The 19,609-nt window shown below is 72.5% G+C and carries 15 protein-coding genes; 8 read left to right on the forward strand and 7 right to left on the reverse strand.

All coding sequences use genetic code 11. The features are described from left to right. Positions 1-137: 137 nt before the first annotated feature. From ACFQ87_RS28795 to hrcA, 4 genes are all read right to left on the reverse strand, one after another. Positions 138-3,389 carry a S41 family peptidase gene (locus ACFQ87_RS28795; protein ID WP_380613756.1) on the reverse strand — a complete coding sequence of 1,084 codons (3,252 nt, stop codon included), beginning with the start codon at positions 3,387-3,389 and terminating at the stop codon, positions 138-140. A gap of 101 nt (positions 3,390-3,490) precedes the next feature. Further along, positions 3,491-4,240: a 16S rRNA (uracil(1498)-N(3))-methyltransferase gene (locus ACFQ87_RS28800; protein WP_380613757.1), complete on the reverse strand. Its 750-nt coding sequence runs from the start codon at positions 4,238-4,240 to the stop codon at positions 3,491-3,493. A gap of 96 nt (positions 4,241-4,336) precedes the next feature. Further along, positions 4,337-5,476 carry a molecular chaperone DnaJ gene (gene dnaJ / locus ACFQ87_RS28805; RefSeq protein ID WP_380613758.1) on the reverse strand — a complete coding sequence of 380 codons (1,140 nt, stop codon included), beginning with the start codon at positions 5,474-5,476 and terminating at the stop codon, positions 4,337-4,339. Between the two features lie 73 nt (positions 5,477-5,549). Continuing rightward, complete coding sequence (hrcA, locus tag ACFQ87_RS28810; RefSeq protein ID WP_380613759.1) at positions 5,550-6,584, reverse strand: heat-inducible transcriptional repressor HrcA; 1,035 nt, start codon at positions 6,582-6,584, stop codon at positions 5,550-5,552. A 272-nt stretch (positions 6,585-6,856) separates the two neighbouring features. Here hrcA and htpX point away from each other — a divergent pair, with 272 nt between their 5' ends. Genes htpX through ACFQ87_RS28830 form a run of 4 tightly spaced genes read left to right on the forward strand, consistent with a single transcriptional unit; the run spans position 6,857 to position 9,457 of the window. Then, positions 6,857-7,777, forward strand: coding sequence for a zinc metalloprotease HtpX (htpX, locus tag ACFQ87_RS28815; protein WP_380613760.1), 921 nt, complete (start codon positions 6,857-6,859; stop codon positions 7,775-7,777). Positions 7,778-7,800: 23 nt separating this feature from the next. Next, entirely contained in the window at positions 7,801-8,385 is a 585-nt protein-coding gene (locus ACFQ87_RS28820; protein ID WP_380613761.1) for a hypothetical protein, read from the forward strand. Between the two features lie 31 nt (positions 8,386-8,416). Beyond that, positions 8,417-9,244 (forward strand): DUF3097 domain-containing protein, encoded by an 828-nt coding sequence (locus ACFQ87_RS28825; protein ID WP_380613762.1) that lies wholly within the window; start codon positions 8,417-8,419, stop codon positions 9,242-9,244. A 15-nt stretch (positions 9,245-9,259) separates the two neighbouring features. Then, positions 9,260-9,457 (forward strand): hypothetical protein, encoded by a 198-nt coding sequence (locus ACFQ87_RS28830; RefSeq protein WP_380613763.1) that lies wholly within the window; start codon positions 9,260-9,262, stop codon positions 9,455-9,457. Here ACFQ87_RS28830 and ACFQ87_RS28835 read toward each other — a convergent pair. Genes ACFQ87_RS28835 through ACFQ87_RS28845 form a run of 3 tightly spaced genes read right to left on the reverse strand, consistent with a single transcriptional unit; the run spans position 9,448 to position 13,254 of the window. Further along, entirely contained in the window at positions 9,448-10,005 is a 558-nt protein-coding gene (locus ACFQ87_RS28835; RefSeq protein WP_380613764.1) for a Uma2 family endonuclease, read from the reverse strand. The genes ACFQ87_RS28830 and ACFQ87_RS28835 overlap by 10 nt on opposite strands. Positions 10,006-10,045: 40 nt before the next feature. Beyond that, positions 10,046-11,275: a radical SAM family heme chaperone HemW gene (gene hemW, locus ACFQ87_RS28840; RefSeq protein ID WP_380613765.1), complete on the reverse strand. Its 1,230-nt coding sequence runs from the start codon at positions 11,273-11,275 to the stop codon at positions 10,046-10,048. 56 nt (positions 11,276-11,331) lie between these two features. Beyond that, a complete protein-coding gene (locus ACFQ87_RS28845) occupies positions 11,332-13,254 on the reverse strand; it encodes an AMP-dependent synthetase/ligase (RefSeq protein ID WP_380613766.1) in 1,923 nt (640 codons plus the stop codon). 345 nt (positions 13,255-13,599) lie between these two features. Here ACFQ87_RS28845 and ACFQ87_RS28850 point away from each other — a divergent pair, with 345 nt between their 5' ends. From ACFQ87_RS28850 to ACFQ87_RS28865, 4 genes are all read left to right on the forward strand, one after another. Further along, on the forward strand, positions 13,600-15,333 hold the full coding sequence (locus ACFQ87_RS28850) for an ABC transporter ATP-binding protein (RefSeq protein WP_380613767.1): 1,734 nt from the start codon (positions 13,600-13,602) through the stop codon (positions 15,331-15,333). Next, positions 15,330-17,342 (forward strand): ABC transporter ATP-binding protein, encoded by a 2,013-nt coding sequence (locus tag ACFQ87_RS28855; RefSeq protein ID WP_380613768.1) that lies wholly within the window; start codon positions 15,330-15,332, stop codon positions 17,340-17,342. The genes ACFQ87_RS28850 and ACFQ87_RS28855 overlap by 4 nt, the downstream gene beginning before the upstream one ends. 100 nt (positions 17,343-17,442) lie before the next feature. Then, positions 17,443-18,348 (forward strand): RNA polymerase sigma factor SigJ, encoded by a 906-nt coding sequence (sigJ, locus tag ACFQ87_RS28860; RefSeq protein WP_380613769.1) that lies wholly within the window; start codon positions 17,443-17,445, stop codon positions 18,346-18,348. A 111-nt stretch (positions 18,349-18,459) separates the two neighbouring features. Beyond that, positions 18,460-19,542 carry an NAD(P)/FAD-dependent oxidoreductase gene (locus tag ACFQ87_RS28865; RefSeq protein WP_380613770.1) on the forward strand — a complete coding sequence of 361 codons (1,083 nt, stop codon included), beginning with the start codon at positions 18,460-18,462 and terminating at the stop codon, positions 19,540-19,542. Positions 19,543-19,609 lie beyond the last annotated feature (67 nt).

Here is a 19,609-nt window from a genome sequence, read left to right on the forward strand (position 1 = left end):
TCCTCCCCTGGAATTTGTCGACAAACCCCCCGATAAAGGACAGCCCCGCATCCTCCCCAGTCCCCGGCGCGGGGGGTCGCCCCCACCGCTTCCCCCCCCCGTGACTCGCCCGCTCGCCTCCGGGGTGCTCCGACCGCCTACGCCCAGGGCAGCGGCGGCCCCGTACGGGCCGGGGTCTCGGCCAGCGCCGCGAGGGCGATCCGCACGCCCTCGGCCAGCTGCGGGTCCTCGCCGGCCGCCCAGTGGTGCGGGGCGAACGACACCTCGACGTCCGGGTCGACGCCGTGGTTCTCCACGCCCCAGCCGTAGTTCTCCAGCCAGTACGCGTACTTGGGCTGGGTGACCAGGGTGCCGTCGACCAGCCGGTACTGGCTGTCGATCCCGATCACCCCGCCCCAGGTGCGGGTGCCGACCACCGGGCCGATCCCGAGCGCCTGGACGGCGGCGTTGACCACGTCGCCGTCCGAACCGGAGAGCTCGTTGGCGAGCGCGACCACCGGCCCGCGCGGGGCGTCCATCGGGTAGGGCACCGGGTGGTCGGTGTCCCGGATGACGTTCCAGCCGACGATCCGCCGGGCCAGCTTCTCGATCACCAGCTGCGAGGTGTGGCCGCCCCGGTTGTCCCGGACGTCGACGATCACGCCCTCCCTGGCCATCTCGGTGCTCAGGTCCCGGTGCAGCTGGGCCCAGCCGGCCGTCTGCATGTCCGGGATGTGCAGGTAGCCGAGCCGGCCGCCGGACAGCTCGCGCGTCGCGGCCCGCCGCCCGGCCACCCAGTCGTGGTAGCGCAGCGCCTCCTCGTCGGCGAGCGGGACGACCACCGGGTGGCGCTGGTCGGTGCCGTCCTTGCCGGCCACGGTCAGCTCGACCGGCTGCCCGGCGGTGCCGGCCAACAGCGGCGCCGGGCCGGTGACCGGGTCCACCGGGCGGCCGTTGACGGCGAGCACCGCGTCGCCCGGGCGGACCGCGGCGCCGGGCGCGGCCAGCGGCGAGCGGGCCCTCGGGTCCGAGGACTCACCGGGCAGGATCCGGGCGATCCGCCACTGGTCGCCGTCCTTCACCAGGTCGGCGCCGAGCAGGCCCTGGCGCCGGGCCGGCTCGGTGTAGCGGCCGTACGGGATCACGTAGGCGTGCGAGGTGCCGAGTTCGCCGTGCACCTCCCAGAGCAGGTCGACCAGTTCGTCGTGCGAGCCGACCCGCTCGACCAGCGGCCGGTAGCGCTCCAGCACCCCGGCCCAGTCCACGCCGCCGAGGTCGGGGCGCCAGAAGTTGTCCCGCATCAGCCGGCCGCTCTCGGCGTACATCTGCCGCCACTCGGCGGCCGGGTCGACGGTCACCCGCAGCCGGGTGAGGTCGACGGTGGTCTCGTCGTCCTCGCCGCCCGCCTTGTGGTCGGCCGGCACGATCCGCAGCTCGCCCTCGTCCAGCACGGCCACCCGGGTGCCGTCCCCGCTCACCGCGAACCCGTCGACGCCGTGCACCAGTTGCTCGGCTCGGCGCTTCCTGAGGTCGAAGCGCTCCAGCACCGGGCGGGGCCGCTCGTCGTCCAACGAGGCCGCCTCGTCGCCGAGTTCACCGAGCAGCGGCACCCTGGTCCACAGCACGCCGTCCTTGGCGGCGCACAGCGCGTCGAAGCGGCCGCCCTCGACCGGGAACGGGACGATCCGGTCGGCGATGCCGTCCAGGTCCACCCTGGTCGCCGGCACGGCCTCGGCCGCGCCCTCCTCACCGTCCGCCTTGCGCGACCCGGGCTCGTCCTCCTCCCCGCCGAGCGGCCGCCCGGCCCGCTGCGGCCCGAACGGGGACGGCGTGTCGGCGGCCAGCGTGACCAGGTACGGGCGGCAACCGTTCGGGAAGGACAGGTCGAAGACGTGCGCGTCGTACACCGGGTCGAAGTTGCGCACCGACAGGAAGGCCAGGTAGCGGCCGTCCGCGGTGAACGCGGGCGAGGTGTCGACGAAGCGCTGCTGGGTGACCTCGCCGACGGTGCGGGTGGCCAGGTTGGCCAGCACGATCTGGCGCAGCGAGTACGGGCCCACCCCGTGCACCGGGCGGGACCAGGCCAGCCAGGCCGAGTCCGGGCTGAACGCCAGTCCGCTGACCTCGCCGTCGGTGCTGCGCTCCAGCTCGTGCACGGCGCCGTCGGCCAGCGCCACCAGCAGCACCCGGCCGTCGTGCACGCCGAGCGCGGCCTGCTTGCCGTCCGGGGAGACCACCAGCGAGTTGACCCGGCCGAGCTGCCCGGCGGCCAGCCGGCGCCGCTCGGCGCCGTGGACGGCGGGGGCGTACTCCAAGGCGTCCTCGCCCTCGGCGTCGGACACCCACAGCACGCCCTGGCCACCGTCCTCGCCCGGCACCACCCGGGCCAGCCGCGCGCGCACGCCCGGAGTCTCGTCCAGCACCCGGGCCGGGCCCTCGCGATGGGTCAGCCAGTGCACGCCGCCGCGCACCACCACGGCGCCGGCCCGGCCGGTGCGGTCGGGCGCGACGGACTCCAGCCAGTGCGCGGTGTGCACCGGGCGGGGGCGGCGGCCGGTGCGCGGGCCGGCCAGCCGGATGTCCAGGCGGCGCGGCGCGGCGCCGTCCAGGTCGTCCAGCAGCCAGAGGTCGCCGGCCCGGTGGAGGACCACCCTGGTGCCGTCGGTGGTGGCGTTGCGGGCGTAGAAGCCGTCCGGGCCATCGGTGTGACGGCGCAGATCGGAGCCGTCCGGGCGGCTGGACCACAGCTCGCCGACGCCCTCGTGGTCGGACAGGAAGGCGATCCGACTGCTCTGCAGCGAACCGGCCACCCACAGCGGGGAGTCGAGCTGCCCGTCCAACTCCTCGTGCACGCGGGTGAATTCGTCCTGGCCCAGCCACAACTTGCCGGCCCGGCCGCCCCGGTAGCGCTTCCACCAGGCCGGCTCGCGGTTGTTGACGGTGACCAGCAGCACGCGGTCCCCGTCCGGCTCGAAGGCGAGCCCGCCGACCGGCCCGTACGGCAGCCGCACCGGCTCACCGCCGTCCAGCGGCACCGCGTGCGCCCAGCTGCGGCGCACGCTGGCCTCCCCGGCGCTGGTGGTGGCGATCGGGCGGCCGTCGGCCGTCCAGCCCTGCACCCGGGTCTGCTCGCTGCCCCAGTGGGTGAGCCGCCGGGACGGCCCGCCGTCCACCGGCACCACGTGCACCTCGGGGGCGCCGTCCCGGGTGGAGGAGAAGGCGATGTGCCGCCCGTCCGGCGAGAACCGGGGGTGGTGCACCGGCAGGTGATCGGCCGTCAGCCGCCAGGCCCGCCCGCCGTCCAGCGGGGCCAGCCAGACGTCGTCCTCGGCGACGAAGGTGACCAGGTCACCGTGCAGATGGGGGTGGCGCGGATAGGCGCCCGCAGAGGTGCTCAGGGAGTCCGTCACCCGGCCAGCGTAGGCAGGTACGGGTACGAGCCGCTCCGTTTTCGGCAAGTCCCCGAGGGCGTGCGGGGGTTACGACCAGCGGGGGCTACGACCAGCGGGCGTCACGACCAGCGGCCGGTGCGCCCCAGCAGCAGCGCCCCGGCGGCCACCCCGGCGGTGGAGGTGCGCAGCACCGACGGGCCCAGCCGGTACGGCTTCGCGCCCGCCTCGGCGAAGGCCGCCAGCTCCTCCGGGGAGACCCCGCCCTCCGGGCCGACCACCAGCACGATGTCCCCCGCCCCGGGCAGCGCGGCGTGCGCCAGCGGCTCGGCACCCTCCTCGTGCAGCACGGCGGCGAGGGAGGCCTGCGCCAGCAGCGGGGCCAGCTGCCTGGTGGTCATCGGCTCGCGCACCTCGGGGAAGCGCAGCCGGCGGGACTGCTTGCCCGCCTCCCGGGCGGTGGCCCGCCACTTGGCGAGCGCCTTGGCCCCGCGCTCGCCCTTCCACTGGGTGATGCAGCGCGAGGCCGCCCAGGGGACCACCACGTCCACGCCGACCTCGGTCATGGTCTCCACGGCCAGCTCGCCGCGGTCGCCCTTGGGCAGCGCCTGGACGACGACGATCCGCGGCGCCGGCTCCGGCTCCCGGCGCACGGCGGCCACCGTGACGTCGATCGCGTCCTTGCCGAACACCTCGGCGACCGTCCCGTCCACCCCGAGCCCCAGCCCGTCCGCCAGGGTCACCGCCTCACCGGCCGCGAGCCGCTTCACCGCGGCCGCGTGCCGCCCCTCCGCCCCGTCCAGGCGCACCAGCGCCCCGGGCACGGCGGTGGCGATCCGCTCGGTCTCGACGACGAAGACGGGGGCGGTCATGGGGTGGTCCTCCGGAGGGGGTGGCGGAACGGGAACGCGAAGGGGGTGCCGGCGTTCAGGTCGGGCCCTGAACCCCGGCACCCCCTCCCGGACGGCTTACCGGCCGTTGAAGGCGTCCTTCAGGCGCGAGAACAGGCCCTGCTGGCCCGGCGCGAACTGGCCGGACGGACGCTCCTCGCCGCGCAGTACGGCGAGCCGGCGCAGCAGCTCCTCCTGCTCGGCGTCGAGCTTGGTGGGCGTCTGCACCTCGACGTGCACTATCAGGTCGCCCCGGCCGCCCCCGCGCAGGTGGGTGATGCCCCGGCCGTGCAGCGGGATCGACTGGCCGGACTGGGTGCCGGGCCGGATGTCGACCTCCTCCAGCCCGTCCAGGGTCTGCAGCGGCACCTGGGTGCCGAGCGCGGCGGCCGTCATCGGGATGGTGACGGTGCAGTGCAGGTCGTCCCCGCGCCGCTGGAAGACGCTGTGGGTGGTCTCGGCGATCTCGACGTACAGGTCGCCGGCCGGGCCGCCGCCGGGGCCGACCTCGCCCTCGCCGGCCAGCTGGATCCGGGTGCCGTTGTCGACACCGGCCGGGATCTTGACGGTCAGGGTGCGGCGGGCGCGGACCCGGCCGTCGCCGGCGCACTCGGGGCACGGGGTCGGCACGACGGTGCCGAAGCCCTGGCACTGCGGGCAGGGGCGGGAGGTCATGACCTGCCCCAGGAAGGAGCGGGTGACCTGGGAGACCTCGCCCTTGCCGCGGCACATGTCGCAGGTCTGCGCGGAGGTGCCGGGGGCCGCGCCCTCGCCGCTGCAGGTGGTGCAGGTGACTGCGGTGTCGACCTGGAGTTCCTTGGTGGTGCCGAAGGCGGCCTCCTCCAGGGTGATCTCCAGCCGGATCATGGCGTCCTGGCCGCGGCGGGTGCGCGAGCGCGGGCCGCGCTGCCCGGCCGCGGCGCCGAAGAAGGCGTCCATGATGTCGGAGAAGCCGAAGCCCGCCGCGCCGGCGCCGAAGCCGCCCGCGCCGCCGCCGCCCGGTGAGAGCGGGTCCCCGCCGAGGTCGTAGACCTGGCGCTTCTGCGGATCGGAGAGCACCTCGTAAGCGGCGTTGATCTCCTTGAACCGCTCCTGCGTCTTCGGGTCCGGGTTGACGTCCGGGTGCAGTTCGCGTGCCAGGCGCCGGAACGCCTTCTTGATCTCGTCCTGCCCCGCATCCCGTCGGACGCCGAGTACCGCGTAGTAGTCCGTGGCCACCAAATGCTCCGCTTGTTCCGCCTGTAGTAGTGCGACTGGACACCGCCGTCAGAATTCTGACGCCGGTTGCTTGCTACGACTCGGCCAGGATCTGACCCACGTACCGTGCCACGGCTCGCACCGCCCCCATTGTGCCCGGGTAGTCCATCCGGGTCGGACCGATCACGCCGAGTTTGGCCACGCTCTCGTCGCCCGAACCGTAGCCGACCGACACCACCGAGGTGGAATTCAGCCCTTCGTACGCGATCTCCCGCCCGATCCGGACCGTCATCCCGGCGTCCCCGGTCTCACCCAGGAGGCGGAGCAGGACGACCTGCTCCTCCAGGGCCTCCAGCACCGGCTGGATGGTGAGCGGGAAGTCGTGGCCGAAACGCGTCAGGTTGGCCGTGCCGGCCAGCATGATCCGCTCCTCGTTCTGCTCGGCCAACGCCTCGAACAGGGTCGCCAGGACCGTACTGACGGTCGGCCGGTCGATCTGGTCGAACGTGGCCGGCAGCTCCTCCAGCAGGCCCGGGACATCCGGCAGCCGCTGGCCGGCGGCCCGGACGTTGATCCGCGCCCGCAGGTCCGCCAGGACCGTCTCACCGACCGTGCCCGGGCAGTCGACCATCCGCTGCTCGACCCGGCCGGTGTTGGTGATCAGGACCAGCATCACCTTCGCCGGGGCCAGCGCCACCAGCTCGATGTGCCGGACGGTGGAGCGGGTCAGCGAGGGGTACTGCACCACGGCGACCTGCCGGGTCAGCTGGGCGAGCAGCCGCACCGTGCGGGCGACCACGTCGTCCAGGTCGACGGCGCCGTCCAGGAAGTGCCGGATCGCCCGGCGCTCCGGGGCGGTCATCGGCTTGATCTCGGCGAGCTTGTCGACGAACAGCCGGTAGCCCTTGTCGGTGGGGATGCGCCCGGCGCTGGTGTGCGGCTGGTGGATGTAGCCCTCCTCCTCCAGCGCCGCCATGTCGTTGCGCACGGTCGCCGGGGAGACTCCGAGGTTGTGCCGCTCCACGAGCGCCTTGGAGCCGACCGGCTCCTCGGTGCCCACGTAGTCCTGGACGATGGCACGCAGAACGGCGAGCTTGCGGTCGTCCAGCTGGCGGACCTCACCGGCCATGGGCACGCACCTCCGTCTTCGCACGTTGTCCGTCTGTGATGCTGCGGGCCGCTCCGGGAGGACCCCGACCCTGGCACTCTGCGCACACGAGTGCCAGAACCGTACCTGCCAGTGTAAGGCCCGGGTCCTGTCCCAGGAACGGCCCGGCCGGAGTGATCCTGCCCGCAGTCCCAGGGCACGGCCCCTTCCGCCGCAACTCGCGGCGCGGGGGTGGTGCCCTGGGGCCGTCCGGGTGGCAGCATCGAAAGCGACGGCGAACGGAGGAGCAAGAGATGTCGAGCTCGGGCCAGCACACCCGTTTCGCGCCCGACCGCGGCCTGACCAGCCGCATGGTCGCGACGATGTTCGTGATCGGGCTGCTGTACGTCGGTTTCACGGGCCTGCTGATCGCGCTGCTGCGCGGGGCCTGGCCGCTGATCGTGCTGATCTCCGGCGGGCTGTTCGTGGCCCAGTTCTGGTTCAGCGACAAGATCACCGAACGGGCGATGGGCGCCCGCCAGGTGACCGAGGAGCAGTACCCCCAGCTGCACGGCACCATCGACCGGCTCTGCGCCCTGGCCGACATGCCCAAGCCCCGCGTGGCGGTCGCCGACAACGACATGCCGAACGCCTTCGCCACCGGCCGCAACCCGCAGAACGCCGTGGTCTGCGTCACCACCGGCCTGCTGCGCCGGCTCGAACCCGAGGAGCTGGAAGGCGTCCTGGCGCACGAGCTGTCGCACGTCGCCCACCGGGACGTCGCGGTGATGACCATCGCCGGCTTCCTCGGCGTGCTCGCCGGGGCGATGACCCGGATCGCCATGTACGGCGGGTTCATGGGCGGCGGGCGCAACAACAACGACCAGAACGCGGCCATTGCGGCGCTGATCATCCCGCTGGTGTCGGTGGTCGTCTACGCGATCAGCTTCCTGCTCACCCGGCTGCTCTCCCGCTACCGCGAACTGGCCGCCGACCGGGCCGCCGCCCAACTCACCGGCCGGCCCAGCGCCCTGGCCTCGGCCCTGACCAAGGTGACCGGGCAGATCGCGGCCATCCCCACCGAGGACCTGCGCAAGTCGCAGCCGTACAACGCCTTCTACTTCGCCCCCGCGCTGAGCGCCCGGGAGACCGCCTCCCAGCTGCTCTCCACCCACCCGACGCTGGAGAAGCGGCTGGCGCAGCTGGCGAAGATCTCCGAGCAGCTCGGCCGCTGATTCCCGTTGAGGAAAGGACCACCGTGGGATTCCTGGACGCCCTGTTCGGCCGCAGCAAGCCCGTCAAGCCCGACCTCGACCAGCTGTTCGGCGTGCCGTCCGCCGCGCTCACCCTGGAGGCCGGGGCCGGGTTCCTCCCCACCGGGCTCGGCTCGGTCTGCTTCGCGGCCGTCGAGGGCGCGGCCTTCGTCCAGGTCGAGCAGCAGGTCCGGGCGCTGCTGGACGCCGACACCGAGCGCGGCGGCGTACCGGTGGAGGCCTCCAAGGACGGCTACGGCTACTCCTGGCTGCTCGCCCGGCACCAGCCCGGGGAGCTGCCGGAGCTGGTGAACGACCTGCACGCGGTCAACAGCGAGCTGGAGGCGAACGGCTTCGGGCCGCAGCTGCTCTGCTCGCTGGTCTGCTTCCGGAACGGCGAGGGGCAGTCGCTGGCCCTGGTCTACCTCTACAAGCGCGGCAGCTTCTACCCCTTCGCCCCGATGCCCGGTGGCGGGGAGCGGCGCAACAGCCCGCTGGAGCTGCAGGTCAACGCGATGCTGGGGAACGACCTCCGGTTGGAGAAGGACCTGAGCCGCTGGTTCCCGGTCTGGGGCGCGCCGGGCCTCTGACGGTCCGTCCGTCATCCCTATGATCACCCGTATGCGCAGCCGCCAGTACGGACCCGACCTCACCCCGCCGTGGAAGAAGCAGACCCCCGCACCGGAGGTGCCCGCCGAGCGGGACCTGGTGGTCGAGGAGAACGCCACCGGCTTCTGCGGGGCGGTGGTGCGCTGCGAGAAGACCGCCGAGGGGTTCACCGTCACCCTGGAGGACCGCTTCGGCAAGCACCGGGTCTTCCCGATGGTCCCGCGCGGCTTCCTGTTGGAGGGCAAGGTCGTCACCCTGGTCCGCCCCACCGGCCCGGCGGCGCCCCGCACGCCCGGCCGCACCGCCTCCGGCTCGATCGCCCTCCCCGGCGCCCGCGCCCGGGTCGCCCGCGAGTCCCGCATCTACGTCGAGGGCCGGCACGACGCCGAACTGGTCGAACGGGTCTGGGGTGACGACCTGCGCATCGAGGGCGTCGTCGTCGAATACCTCCAAGGCATCGACGACCTCCCGGCGATCGTCGCCGACTTCGCCCCCGGCCCCGGCCGCCGCCTCGGCGTCCTGGTCGACCACCTGCTCCCCGGCACCAAGGAGCACCGCATCGCCGCCCAGGTCACCGGCGACTCGGTCCTGGTCGTCGGCCACCCCTACATCGACGTCTGGCAGGCCGTGAAGCCCGCCTCCGTCGGCATCCCCGCCTGGCCCGCCGTCCCCCGCGGCGAGGACTGGAAGGAGGGCACCTGCCGCCGCCTCGGCTGGCCGGTGGACACCCCGGCGGCCTGGAAGCACATCCTGTCGAAGGTGAACAGCTACAAGGACCTGGAGCCCGAGCTGCTGGGCAAGGTCGAGGAGTTGATCGACTTCGCGACCTTGCCGGACTGATGAAGAATGGCCACCGTGCCTCGAACCAACGACCATGGCGACGTGGCGCTTCGGCACCGCCGGGCCAACGCACTGGCCCGGATGCGCGCGATGGTCCACGAGGGCAAGATCGACTTCTCCGCCATCGGCTACCCGGATGAACAGACCGACGACGCCGGGGAAGCCACCCATGCAGCTTCCCCGGCAGGCCCGCCAACGGCCACTCAGGCGTAGGTCTGGAACTCCGAGGTGTCGAGCGTGACGCCGAGCAGATCCACCGGAATGGGCTCGCCGAACTTGGTGGTCCGCGCGGACACGTAGTCCGGCAGCCCGGAGGCGCTCGACCGGGTCGGCTCGGTCAGCAGCACACAGACGCCCTTGAGCGGGTCAACGATCAGATACGCGGGAATCGTGCCCTCGGCGTACAGCTCCCGCTTGGTCTGGTAGTCACGGAGCACGCTCGTCTTGGAGACGACCTCGACCACCAGCGTGAGGAAGGGCGAGGGGATCAAGCGACCCGGACCCTCAATGGCGTCCCGCTCGAACACGACCAGATCCGGCTGGGGCTCGCTCGTCAATCCGGGAAGATCGATGTCCTGCGTGGTCAGGCGGTGCCACCCTGCCCGGGGGATCTGGTCTCGGATGGCTTCGACAATGATGTTGTGGACCATGTCCGGCCCGGCCATCATCACGATTTCTCCCCTGATGAGCTCGGCTTTGAAGCCTTCCGGGACCTCCAGGTTCTCGAAGATCCCCGTCACCCGGTCATCGATGGCGGTCATTGCGCGCTCCCTCCGACGGCTGACACCACGTTAACGACACTCAGTCCACCAGGTCACGCACGACCGCGTCCGCCAGCAGTCGCCCCTGGAGGGTCAGGGCGGCGCGGCCCTGCTCGTACGGCTCTGCGGCGAGGAGGCCGTCGGCCAGAGCCCGGGCGGCGGCCTTGCGGCCCACGTCGGTCAGCAGGTCGAGCGGGACGCCGTCGACCAGGCGCAGTTCCAGCAGGATGCGTTCGACCCGGCGGTCCTCGTCCGAGAGGAGTTCGCGGCCCAGGGCCGGGGTGCGGCCCTCGGTGAGGGACTGGGCGTAGGCGGCGGGGTGCTTGGCGTTCCACCAGCGGACGCCGCCGACGTGGCTGTGGGCGCCGGGGCCGGTGCCCCACCAGTCGGCGCCGGTCCAGTAGAGCTCGTTGTGGCGACAGCGGCCCTCGGGGGTGGTGGCCCAGTTGGAGACCTCGTACCAGGAGTAGCCGGCCGCGCTGAGCGCCTGCTCGGCGATGAGGTAGCGGTCGGCGTGCACGTCGTCGTCGATCATCGGCAGTTCGCCGCGCTTGACCCGGGCGGCCAGCCGGGTGCCCTCCTCGACGATCAGGGAGTACGCGGAGACGTGGTCCGGTCCGGCGCCGATCGCCGCGTCCAGGGAGGCCCGCCAGTCGTCGTCGGACTCGCCGGGGGTGCCGTAGATCAGGTCGAGGTTGACGTGCTCGAAGCCGGCCTCGCGGGCCTCGGCCACGCAGGCCTCGGGGCGGCCCGGGGTGTGGTGGCGGTCGAGCAGCTGGAGGACGTGCGGGCGGGCGCTCTGCATGCCGAAGGAGATCCGGTTGTAGCCGCCCTCGCGCAGCTCGGCCAGGTACGCCGGGTCGACGGACTCCGGGTTGGCCTCGGTGGTGACCTCGGCGTCCGGGGCGAGCCCGAACTCCTCGCGCAGTGCGGCGAGCATCTTCACCAGGTCGCGGGCCGGCAGCAGGGTGGGGGTGCCGCCGCCGAGGAAGACGGTCCGCACCGGGAGGTCCGTGTCCCCCAGCACCTTCCGGGCCAGCCGGATCTCGGCGACCACGTTGTCGGCGTAGGTCTCCTGCGAGGCGACCGCCCCCGAGGAGCGCAGCTCGGTGGCCGTGTAGGTGTTGAAGTCGCAGTAGCCGCAGCGGCTGGCGCAGTACGGCACGTGCAGGTAGAAGCCGAACGGCCGTTGCCCCAGCCCGGTGAGGGCGTGGGCGGGCAGGGAACCGTCGGACGGCACCGGTTCGCCGTCGGGGAGTGCGGAGGGCATGACCCCATTGTCCCGTACGGCCCGCGAACCCCGCGCGGACCGTACGGGAGCCGGGCTCAGGCCTCGTTGGCGCCCGCGTACATCGCGGCCACCGCGTCGGCGTAGGTCTGCTCGACCACCGGGCGCTTGATCTTCAGGCTCGGGGTGAGCTCGCCGTGCTCGATGTCGAGGTCGCGCGGCAGCAGGTGGAACTTCTTGATCGTCTGCCAGCGCTGGAGGTCGGCGTTGACCCGCTTCACGAAGCCCTCGATCAGCTGGCGCACGGCCGGCTCCCCGGCCAGCTCGGCGTAGGTCCGGCCGGCCAGGCCGTGCTCGGCGGCCCACGGCATCAGCACCGACTCGTCCAGGCCGATCAGCGCGGTGCAGAAGTTGCGGCCGTTGCCGATCACCAGGATGTTGCTGACGAACGGGCAGACCGCCTTGAACTTGCCCTCGACCTCGCTGGGCGCCACGTACTTGCCGCCGGAGGTCTTGAACAGGTCCTTCTTGCGGTCGGTGATCCGCAGGAAGCCGTCGGCGCTCAGCTCGCCGATGTCCTCGGTGTGGAACCAGCCGTCCGGCTCCAGCACCTCGGCGGTCTTGTCCGGCAGGTTGTGGTAGCCGCGCATCACGCCGGGGCCGCGCAGCAGGATCTCGCCGTCCTCGGCGATCCGCACCTCGGTGCCGGGCAGCGCGCGGCCCACCGTGCCGATCCGCACGTCCTCCTCGCGGTTGACGCAGGAGCCGGCGCTGGTCTCGGAGAGGCCGTAGCCCTCCAGGATCGGCACCCCGGCACCGAGGAAGAAGTAGCCGATCTCGGGGGCGAGCGCCGCGCTGCCGGAGACGGCCCCGCGCAGCCGGCCGCCGAAGGCCGCCCGGATCTTGGCGTACACCAGCTTGTCGGCCAACGAGTGCTGCACCCTCAGGGCCAGCGGGGCGCTGCCGGCGCCGGTGGCGACCCGGCTCTCCTGGACCGCCCGGGCGTGCTCGCGGGCCACCTTGGCGGCCCACATGAAGATCTTGTACTTGGCGCCGCCCTCGGCCCGGGCCCGGCCGGCGATGCCGTTGTAGACCTTCTCGAAGATGCGCGGCGCGGAGGCCATGACGGTCGGCCGGATGACCGGCAGGTTGTGGATGATCCGGTCGACCCGGCCGTCCACCGCCATCACGTGACCGGTGGCGATCTGCCCCGAGATCAGCGTCTTGCCGAACACGTGCGACAGCGGCAGCCACATGAACTGGACGTCGTCGGAGCGCAGCAGCCCGCTGGCCTCCTGCGCCCGGCCCTCGTACGCCCAGCAGTCGTGCACCAGGCGCACGCCCTTGGGGCGGCCGGTGGTGCCGGAGGTGTAGATGAGGGTGGCCAGCTGCTCCTTGTCGAGCGCGGCCACGGCCTTCTCGATCGCGTCCGGGTGCTGCTCCAGGTACTCCGCGCCGCGCTGCTCCAGCTCGGCGAGGGTGAGCAGTTCCAGCCCGGCCGTCGCCGGGGTCTCCTCGGGGGCGTCGAAGAGGATGACGGTGCGCAGCTCGGGCAGGTGCTCGATCTGCTCGACGACCTTGGCAAGCTGGGCCGCGTTCTCGGCGAACAGTGCCTTGGAGCCGGAGTTGGAGAGGATGAAGGCGGTCTCGTCGGCGTTGGTGCTGGGGTAGACCGTGGTGATGGCGGCGCCCGCGCACATGGCCCCGAGGTCGGCGATGATCCAGTCGAGCCGGGTGGAGGAGGCCAGCGCGACCCGGTCCTCCGCCTGGATGCCGAGCGCCATCAGGCCGGCCGCCACCGCCTTGACCCGTACGGCGGTCTGCGCCCAGGTGAGCGAGCGCCACTGCTCGGCGCCCGGGGCACCGTCCGCGGCGTGCTCGTCCACCGGGGCGGGGTAGCGGTAGGCCTCGGTGTTCGGGGTGGCGGCGACGCGCTCCAGGAACAGGTGGGCGACGGAGGCGGGACGCCCGGCGACGATGTCGGCACTGCCGGAGTCGATCAGGGACTGCGCGGAACTCAACGAGGACCTCCGGGGGCGGGTGGCCGTCTGAGGGATTGCGGCGCCCGTGGGGGCGGTCGCCGGGCCCCGGTTTACCTGAGCGGTACCGGTCAGTAACAAGGGCGTAGTCAGCAGCCTAGGGGGAAATCGGTCATTCCGTAAGGGGGCGGATCCAGCTGGCACGGCGTCGCGGCGCCGGTGCCCGGGCGCGGGGGCCGCGGACGGCCCGTCCGCACCCGGATCCGTGGGAGGGCTTGGCAAAGGCCCGGCAAACCTCAGCCGGACAGCCCCCGAATCGTCTGTGCGACGCCGCAGAACAACGAGAATTGGGGTGCGAACCCGACCGGCGACGACAAGAGTGTGCCAGTGCTGATCAGACTGCTCCGGGCGTACCTGCGCCCATATTCCCGACCGATCACCTTGCTGGTGGTACTCCAGCTGGTGTCCACCCTCGCGGCGCTCTACCTGCCGACGCTCAACGCCGACATCATCGACAGCGGCGTGGTCAAGGGTGACACCGGCTACATCATGCGCGTGGGGGCGGTGATGATCGGCATCACCCTGGTCCAGGCCCTCTGCTCGATCGGCGCCGTCTACTTCGGCGCCCGCACGGCGATGGCCTTCGGCCGGGACCTCCGGGCCTCCGTCTTCGACCGGGTGCAGGGCTTCTCCGCCCGCGAGGTCGGCGAGTTCGGCGCGCCCTCCCTGATCACCCGCACCACCAACGACGTCCAGCAGGTCCAGATGCTGGCCCTGATGAGCTTCACCCTGATGGTGGCCGCGCCGATCATGTGCGTCGGCGGCATCATCATGGCGCTCAACCAGGACGTCCCGCTGTCCGGCCTGCTGCTCGCCGTCATCCCCGCGCTCGGCATCGTCGTCACGTTGCTGGTCCGCGCACTGCGGCCCCAGTTCCGCAGCATGCAGAAGAAGATCGACACCGTGAACCGGGTGCTGCGCGAGCAGATCACCGGCATCCGGGTGATCCGCGCCTTCGTCAAGGACGACCACGAGCAGGCCCGCTTCGCCACCGCCAACGAGGACCTCACCCAGACCGCCCGGCACGTCGGCCGACTGATGTCCATGATGTTCCCGGCCGTGATGCTGGTCGTGAACCTCTCCAGCGTCGCGGTGCTCTGGTTCGGCGCCCACCGCATCGACAGCCACGACATGCAGATCGGCGCGCTGACCGCCTTCCTCTCCTACCTGTTGCAGATCCTGATGAGCGTCATGATGGCCACCTTCATGTTCATGATGGTGCCGCGCGCCGAGGTCTGCGCCGAACGCATCGAAGAGGTCCTCGCCACCACCTCCAGCGTCGTCCCGCCGTCCGCGCCGATCACCGAGGTGCTGCGCCGCGGCAACCTGGAGCTGCGCGACGTCGACTTCCGCTACCCCGGCGCCGAGGCCTCGGTGCTGCGGGGCATCGACCTCACCGCCCGCCCCGGCGAGACCACCGCCATCATCGGCTCCACCGGCAGCGGCAAGTCCACCCTGCTCGGCCTCGTCCCCCGGCTCTTCGACGCCACCGGCGGGCAGGTCCTGCTGGACGGCGTGGACGTGCGCGACCTCGCCCCCGAGGCGATCGCCGAGAGCGTCGGCATCGTCCCGCAGAAGCCGTACCTGTTCTCCGGCACCGTCGCCAGCAACCTGCGCTACGGCCGTCCCGACGCCACCGACGAGGAGCTCTGGCACGCCCTGGAGATCGCCCAGGCCAAGGAGTTCGTCGAGAAGCTGGCCGAGGGCCTGGACGCCCCGATCGCCCAGGGCGGCAGCAACGTCTCCGGCGGTCAGCGCCAGCGCCTGGCCATCGCCCGCGCGCTGGTGCGCAAGCCCGACGTCTACCTCTTCGACGACTCCTTCTCCGCACTCGACTACGCCACCGACGCCAAGCTGCGCAAGGCCCTCGCCCACGAGACCGCCGACGCCACCGTCCTGATCGTCGCCCAGCGCGTGTCCACCATCCGCGACGCCGACCGGATCATCGTCCTCGACGAGGGCGCGGTCGTCGGCGCCGGCACCCACCGTGAACTGATGGCCGACAACCCGACGTACCGGGAGATCGTGCTCTCCCAGCTCACCGAGCAGGAGGCGGCGTGACCAGCCCCGGAAATCCCGCCGAGAAGCCCTCGGGCAAGCCGGCGGACAGACTCCCCAGCGACTCGCAGGCCGCCGCCGCCCGCCGCGGCCCGGCCGGACCGGGTCGCTTCATGGGCGGCCAGGGCGCCGAGAAGTCCATGGACTTCAAGGGCTCCGGCAAGCGCGTGCTCGGCCTGCTGCGCCCCGAGCGCATCCTGCTGATCGGCGTCCTGCTGCTCGGCGTGGTCAGCATCGGCTGCGCCGTCATCGGCCCCAAGATCCTCGGCGAGGCCACCGACCTGATCTTCGCCGGTGTCGTCGGCGCCCGCTTCCAGCCCGGCACCTCCAAGACCGAGGTCATCGCCGGGCTGCGCGCCCACGGCGAGGGCGGCGTCGCCGACCTGCTCTCCGCCGTCGACTTCACCCCCGGCCACGGCATGGACTTCGGCGCCATCGGCTCCATCCTGCTCTGGGTGCTCGGCATCTACGTCGCCTCCGCCGTCCTCAGCATCATCCAGGGCCGCCTGGCCACCAAGGCGATCCAGTCGGCCGGCTACCGGCTGCGCCAGGACGTCGAGGCCAAACTGGCCCGGCTGCCGCTGAGTTACTTCGACAAGCAGCCGCGCGGCGAGGTGCTCAGCCGGGTCACCAACGACATCGACAACATCGGCCAGTCCATGCAGCAGACCATGGGACAGGTGGTCAACTCGCTGCTCACCGTGGTCGGTGTGCTGGCGATGATGTTCTGGATCTCCCCGCTGCTCGCCGTGATCGCGCTGGTCTCGGTGCCGCTGTCGGTGGTCGTCGCCGCCAAGGTCGGCAAGCGGGCCCAGCCGCAGTTCGTCCAGCAGTGGCGGTCCACCGGCCAACTCAACGCCCACATCGAGGAGATGTACACCGGCCACACCCTGGTCAAGGTGTTCGGCCGGCAGCACGAGTCCGCCGAGACCTTCCGCGAGCACAACGAGGCACTCTTCCACTCCAGCTTCCGGGCCCAGTTCATCTCCGGGATCATCCAGCCCGCGATGATGCTGATCGGCAACCTGCAGTACGTACTGGTCGCGGTCGTCGGCGGTCTGCGGGTGGCCAGCGGCTCGCTGTCCATCGGCGACGTGCAGGCCTTCATCCAGTACTCCCGCCAGTTCAGCCAGCCGCTCACCCAGGTCGCCAGCATGGCCAACCTGGTGCAGTCCGGGGTCGCCTCCGCCGAGCGCGTCTTCGAGCTGCTGGACGCCCCCGAGCAGAGCCCCGAGCCGGCCATGCCCGAGAAGCCGGACGCGGTCCGCGGCCGGGTCGTCTTCCAGGACGTGTCCTTCCGCTACGACCCGGACAAGCCGCTCATCGAGGACCTCTCGCTCAAGGTCGAGCCCGGCCAGACCGTGGCCATCGTCGGCCCCACCGGCGCCGGCAAGACCACCATGGTCAACCTGCTGATGCGGTTCTACGAAGTCAGCGGCGGGCGGATCACCCTGGACGGGGTGGACATCGCCGCGATGTCCCGCGAGGACCTGCGCTCGGGCATCGGCATGGTGCTCCAGGACACCTGGCTGTTCGGCGGCACCATCGCCGACAACATCGCCTACGGCGCCCAGGGCGCCACCCGCGAGCAGGTCGTCGAGGCCGCCAAGGCCGCCCACGTCGACCGCTTCGTCCGCACCCTGCCGGACGGCTACGACACCGTCCTCGACGACGAGGGCGCCGGCGTCAGCGCGGGCGAGAAGCAGCTGATCACCATCGCCCGGGCGTTCCTCGCCCAGCCGTCCATCCTGGTCCTGGACGAGGCGACCAGCTCGGTCGACACCCGTACCGAGGTGCTGATCCAGCGGGCCATGGCCCGGCTGCGCACCGGCCGCACCAGCTTCGTGATCGCCCACCGGCTCTCCACCATCCGGGACGCCGACGTGATCCTGGTGATGGAGAACGGCTCGATCGTGGAGCAGGGCTCGCACGACGAGCTGATCTCCGCCGGCGGCGCGTACGCCCGGCTGTACCAGGCGCAGTTCGTGGAGGCCGTGGCCGAGGTCGACTGACGCGTCCTCATGCAACGGGCCGGGACGGGACCCATCCGTCCCGGCCCTTCGCGCGCCCGGGCCTTCGCAGAGGGCGGCGGCGTTCGCTACCGTGACTCCCGTGACCGCCCAGCCCGCAGCCCCCGACGCCTTCGAGACGAACCGCCGCTACCTGGGCTCGGTCGCCTACCGGCTGCTCGGCTCCTTCACCGACGCCGAGGACGTCCTCCAGGACGCCTGGCTGCGCTGGCAGGCCGCCGACCGCGCCGCCGTCGCCGACCCGCGCGCCTTCCTCACCACCGTGGTCACCCGGCTCTGCTACGACCAGCTCGGTTCCGCCCGGGCCCGCCGCGAGGCCTACTACGGCGAGTGGCTGCCGGAGCCGTCCGTCTCCTACACGAGCGTCCCCGACTCCCCCGCCGAGCTGGCCGAACGCGGTGAGTCCGTCTCGCTCGCCCTGCTCGCCGTCCTGGAGCAGCTCAGCCCGGCCGAGCGGGCCGCCCTCGTGCTCCACGACGTGTTCGCGGTCGGCTTCGAGGACATCGCCGCCTCCCTGGACCGCACCCCCGACGCCACCCGCCAGCTCGCGTCCCGGGCCCGCCGCCGGGTCAAGGACGGCGGCGGGCACTTCGACGGCGCCGACCCGGCCGAGCACCGCCGGGCCGTCGAGGCGTTCGCCTCCGCCTGCGCCAAGGGCGACATCCTGGGCCTGATGGAGGTCCTCGACCCGGACGTGGTCTGGCACGCCGACGGCGGCGGCATCGTCCGCGCCGCCGCCCGTCCGGTGCGCGGCGCCGACAAGGTGGGCCGTCTGGTGGTCGGCCTGGTCGACAAGTGGTTCACCCCCGAGTTCGGGCTCGGCTACGCGACGGTCAACGGCGAGCCGGGCCTGCTCTGGTACGAGAAGGCCACCGGCGCCGTCACCGGCGTGGTGGCCTTCGCCCTGGCCGACGGGCGGATCACCGAGGCGTACGTCGTGGTCAACCCCGAGAAGCTCACCCGGATCAGCCCGGTCACGGCACCCTGACACGAACCCCCGCGAACCTGTGACGCAGGTCACCGTCACATCCTGACCGGCCGCGTCGTCCCCCTCCCGAACAGCGCTCCACCGGAGCGACCTCGCGAGGAGGCGGACGAGATGAGCAGCACCACCAGCACCGGCAAGCGGATCGTCGTACTGGGCGCCGGGTACGCCGGACTCACCGCGGCCAAGGGCGCCGGACGGCACCACACCGTCACCCTGATCGCCCCCGAGGAGCGGCTCCTGCACCGCATCCGCCAGCACGAGACCGCAGCCGGCCGCGGCCGCGACTGGCCCGCCATCGGCGAACTGGCCCGCGGCCGCCGGATCGAGCACCGCCGGGCCCGGGCCGTCGACATCGACCCGGCCGGACACAAGGTCATCCTGGACGACGGCACCACCCTCGGCTACGACACCCTGGTCTACGCCCTCGGCAGCCGCACCGCCTGGCACGGCGTCCCCGGCGCCGCCGAGCACGCCCACCCCGTGGAGCGCGCCGCCGAGGTTCGGCGCCTGATCCGCGAGGCCGACCGCCCCGGCACCCTGGCCGTCGTCGGCGGCGGCGCCACCGGCATCGAACTGGCCACCGAACTCGCCGAGGCCCACCCCGACTGGCGGGTGCGGATCGTCGCGGCCGGACAGGTCGGCGGCATCTACTCGCCCAAGGGCCGCGCCCACATCCGGCGCGTCCTCGACCGGCTCGGCGTCGCCGTCCACGACAACGCCACCGTCACCGAGGTCGCCCCGGACGGGCTGCGCACCAGCGCCGGCCCGATCGGGGCCGACCTCACCGTGTGGGCCGCCTCGATGGAGCCGCACCCGCTGGCCGCCGAGGCCGGACTGGCCGTGGACGAGCACGGCCGGGCCCTGGTCGACGACCACCTGCGGTCGCTCTCGCACCCGGACGTCCACGTGGTCGGCGACGCCGCCGCGGTCACCGTCCCCGGCGTCGGCACCCTGCGGATGGGCTGCGCCACCGCGCTGCCGCAGGGCCAGTACGTCGGCAAGCTGCTCGACGGGCGCACCTCGAAGCCGTTCTCGTTCAAGTACGTCGTGCAGTGCCTGAGCCTCGGCCGGCGGGACGGACTGCTGCAGCTGGTCCACCCGGACGACTCGATGAAGCCCACCGTCCTCACCGGCACCGCGGGGCGGCTGGCCAAGGCCGGCATCGTCAGCGTCGTCCTCAGCGCGCTCAAGTAGCCGGCGGAGGGTCCTGCGGGCACGGCGTCCTGCGGGCACGGCGTCCTGCGGGCACGGCGTCCTGCGG

The sequence above is a fragment of the Kitasatospora sp. NPDC056531 genome (genome assembly GCF_042794375.1).
Taxonomy (GTDB): domain Bacteria; phylum Actinomycetota; class Actinomycetes; order Streptomycetales; family Streptomycetaceae; genus Kitasatospora.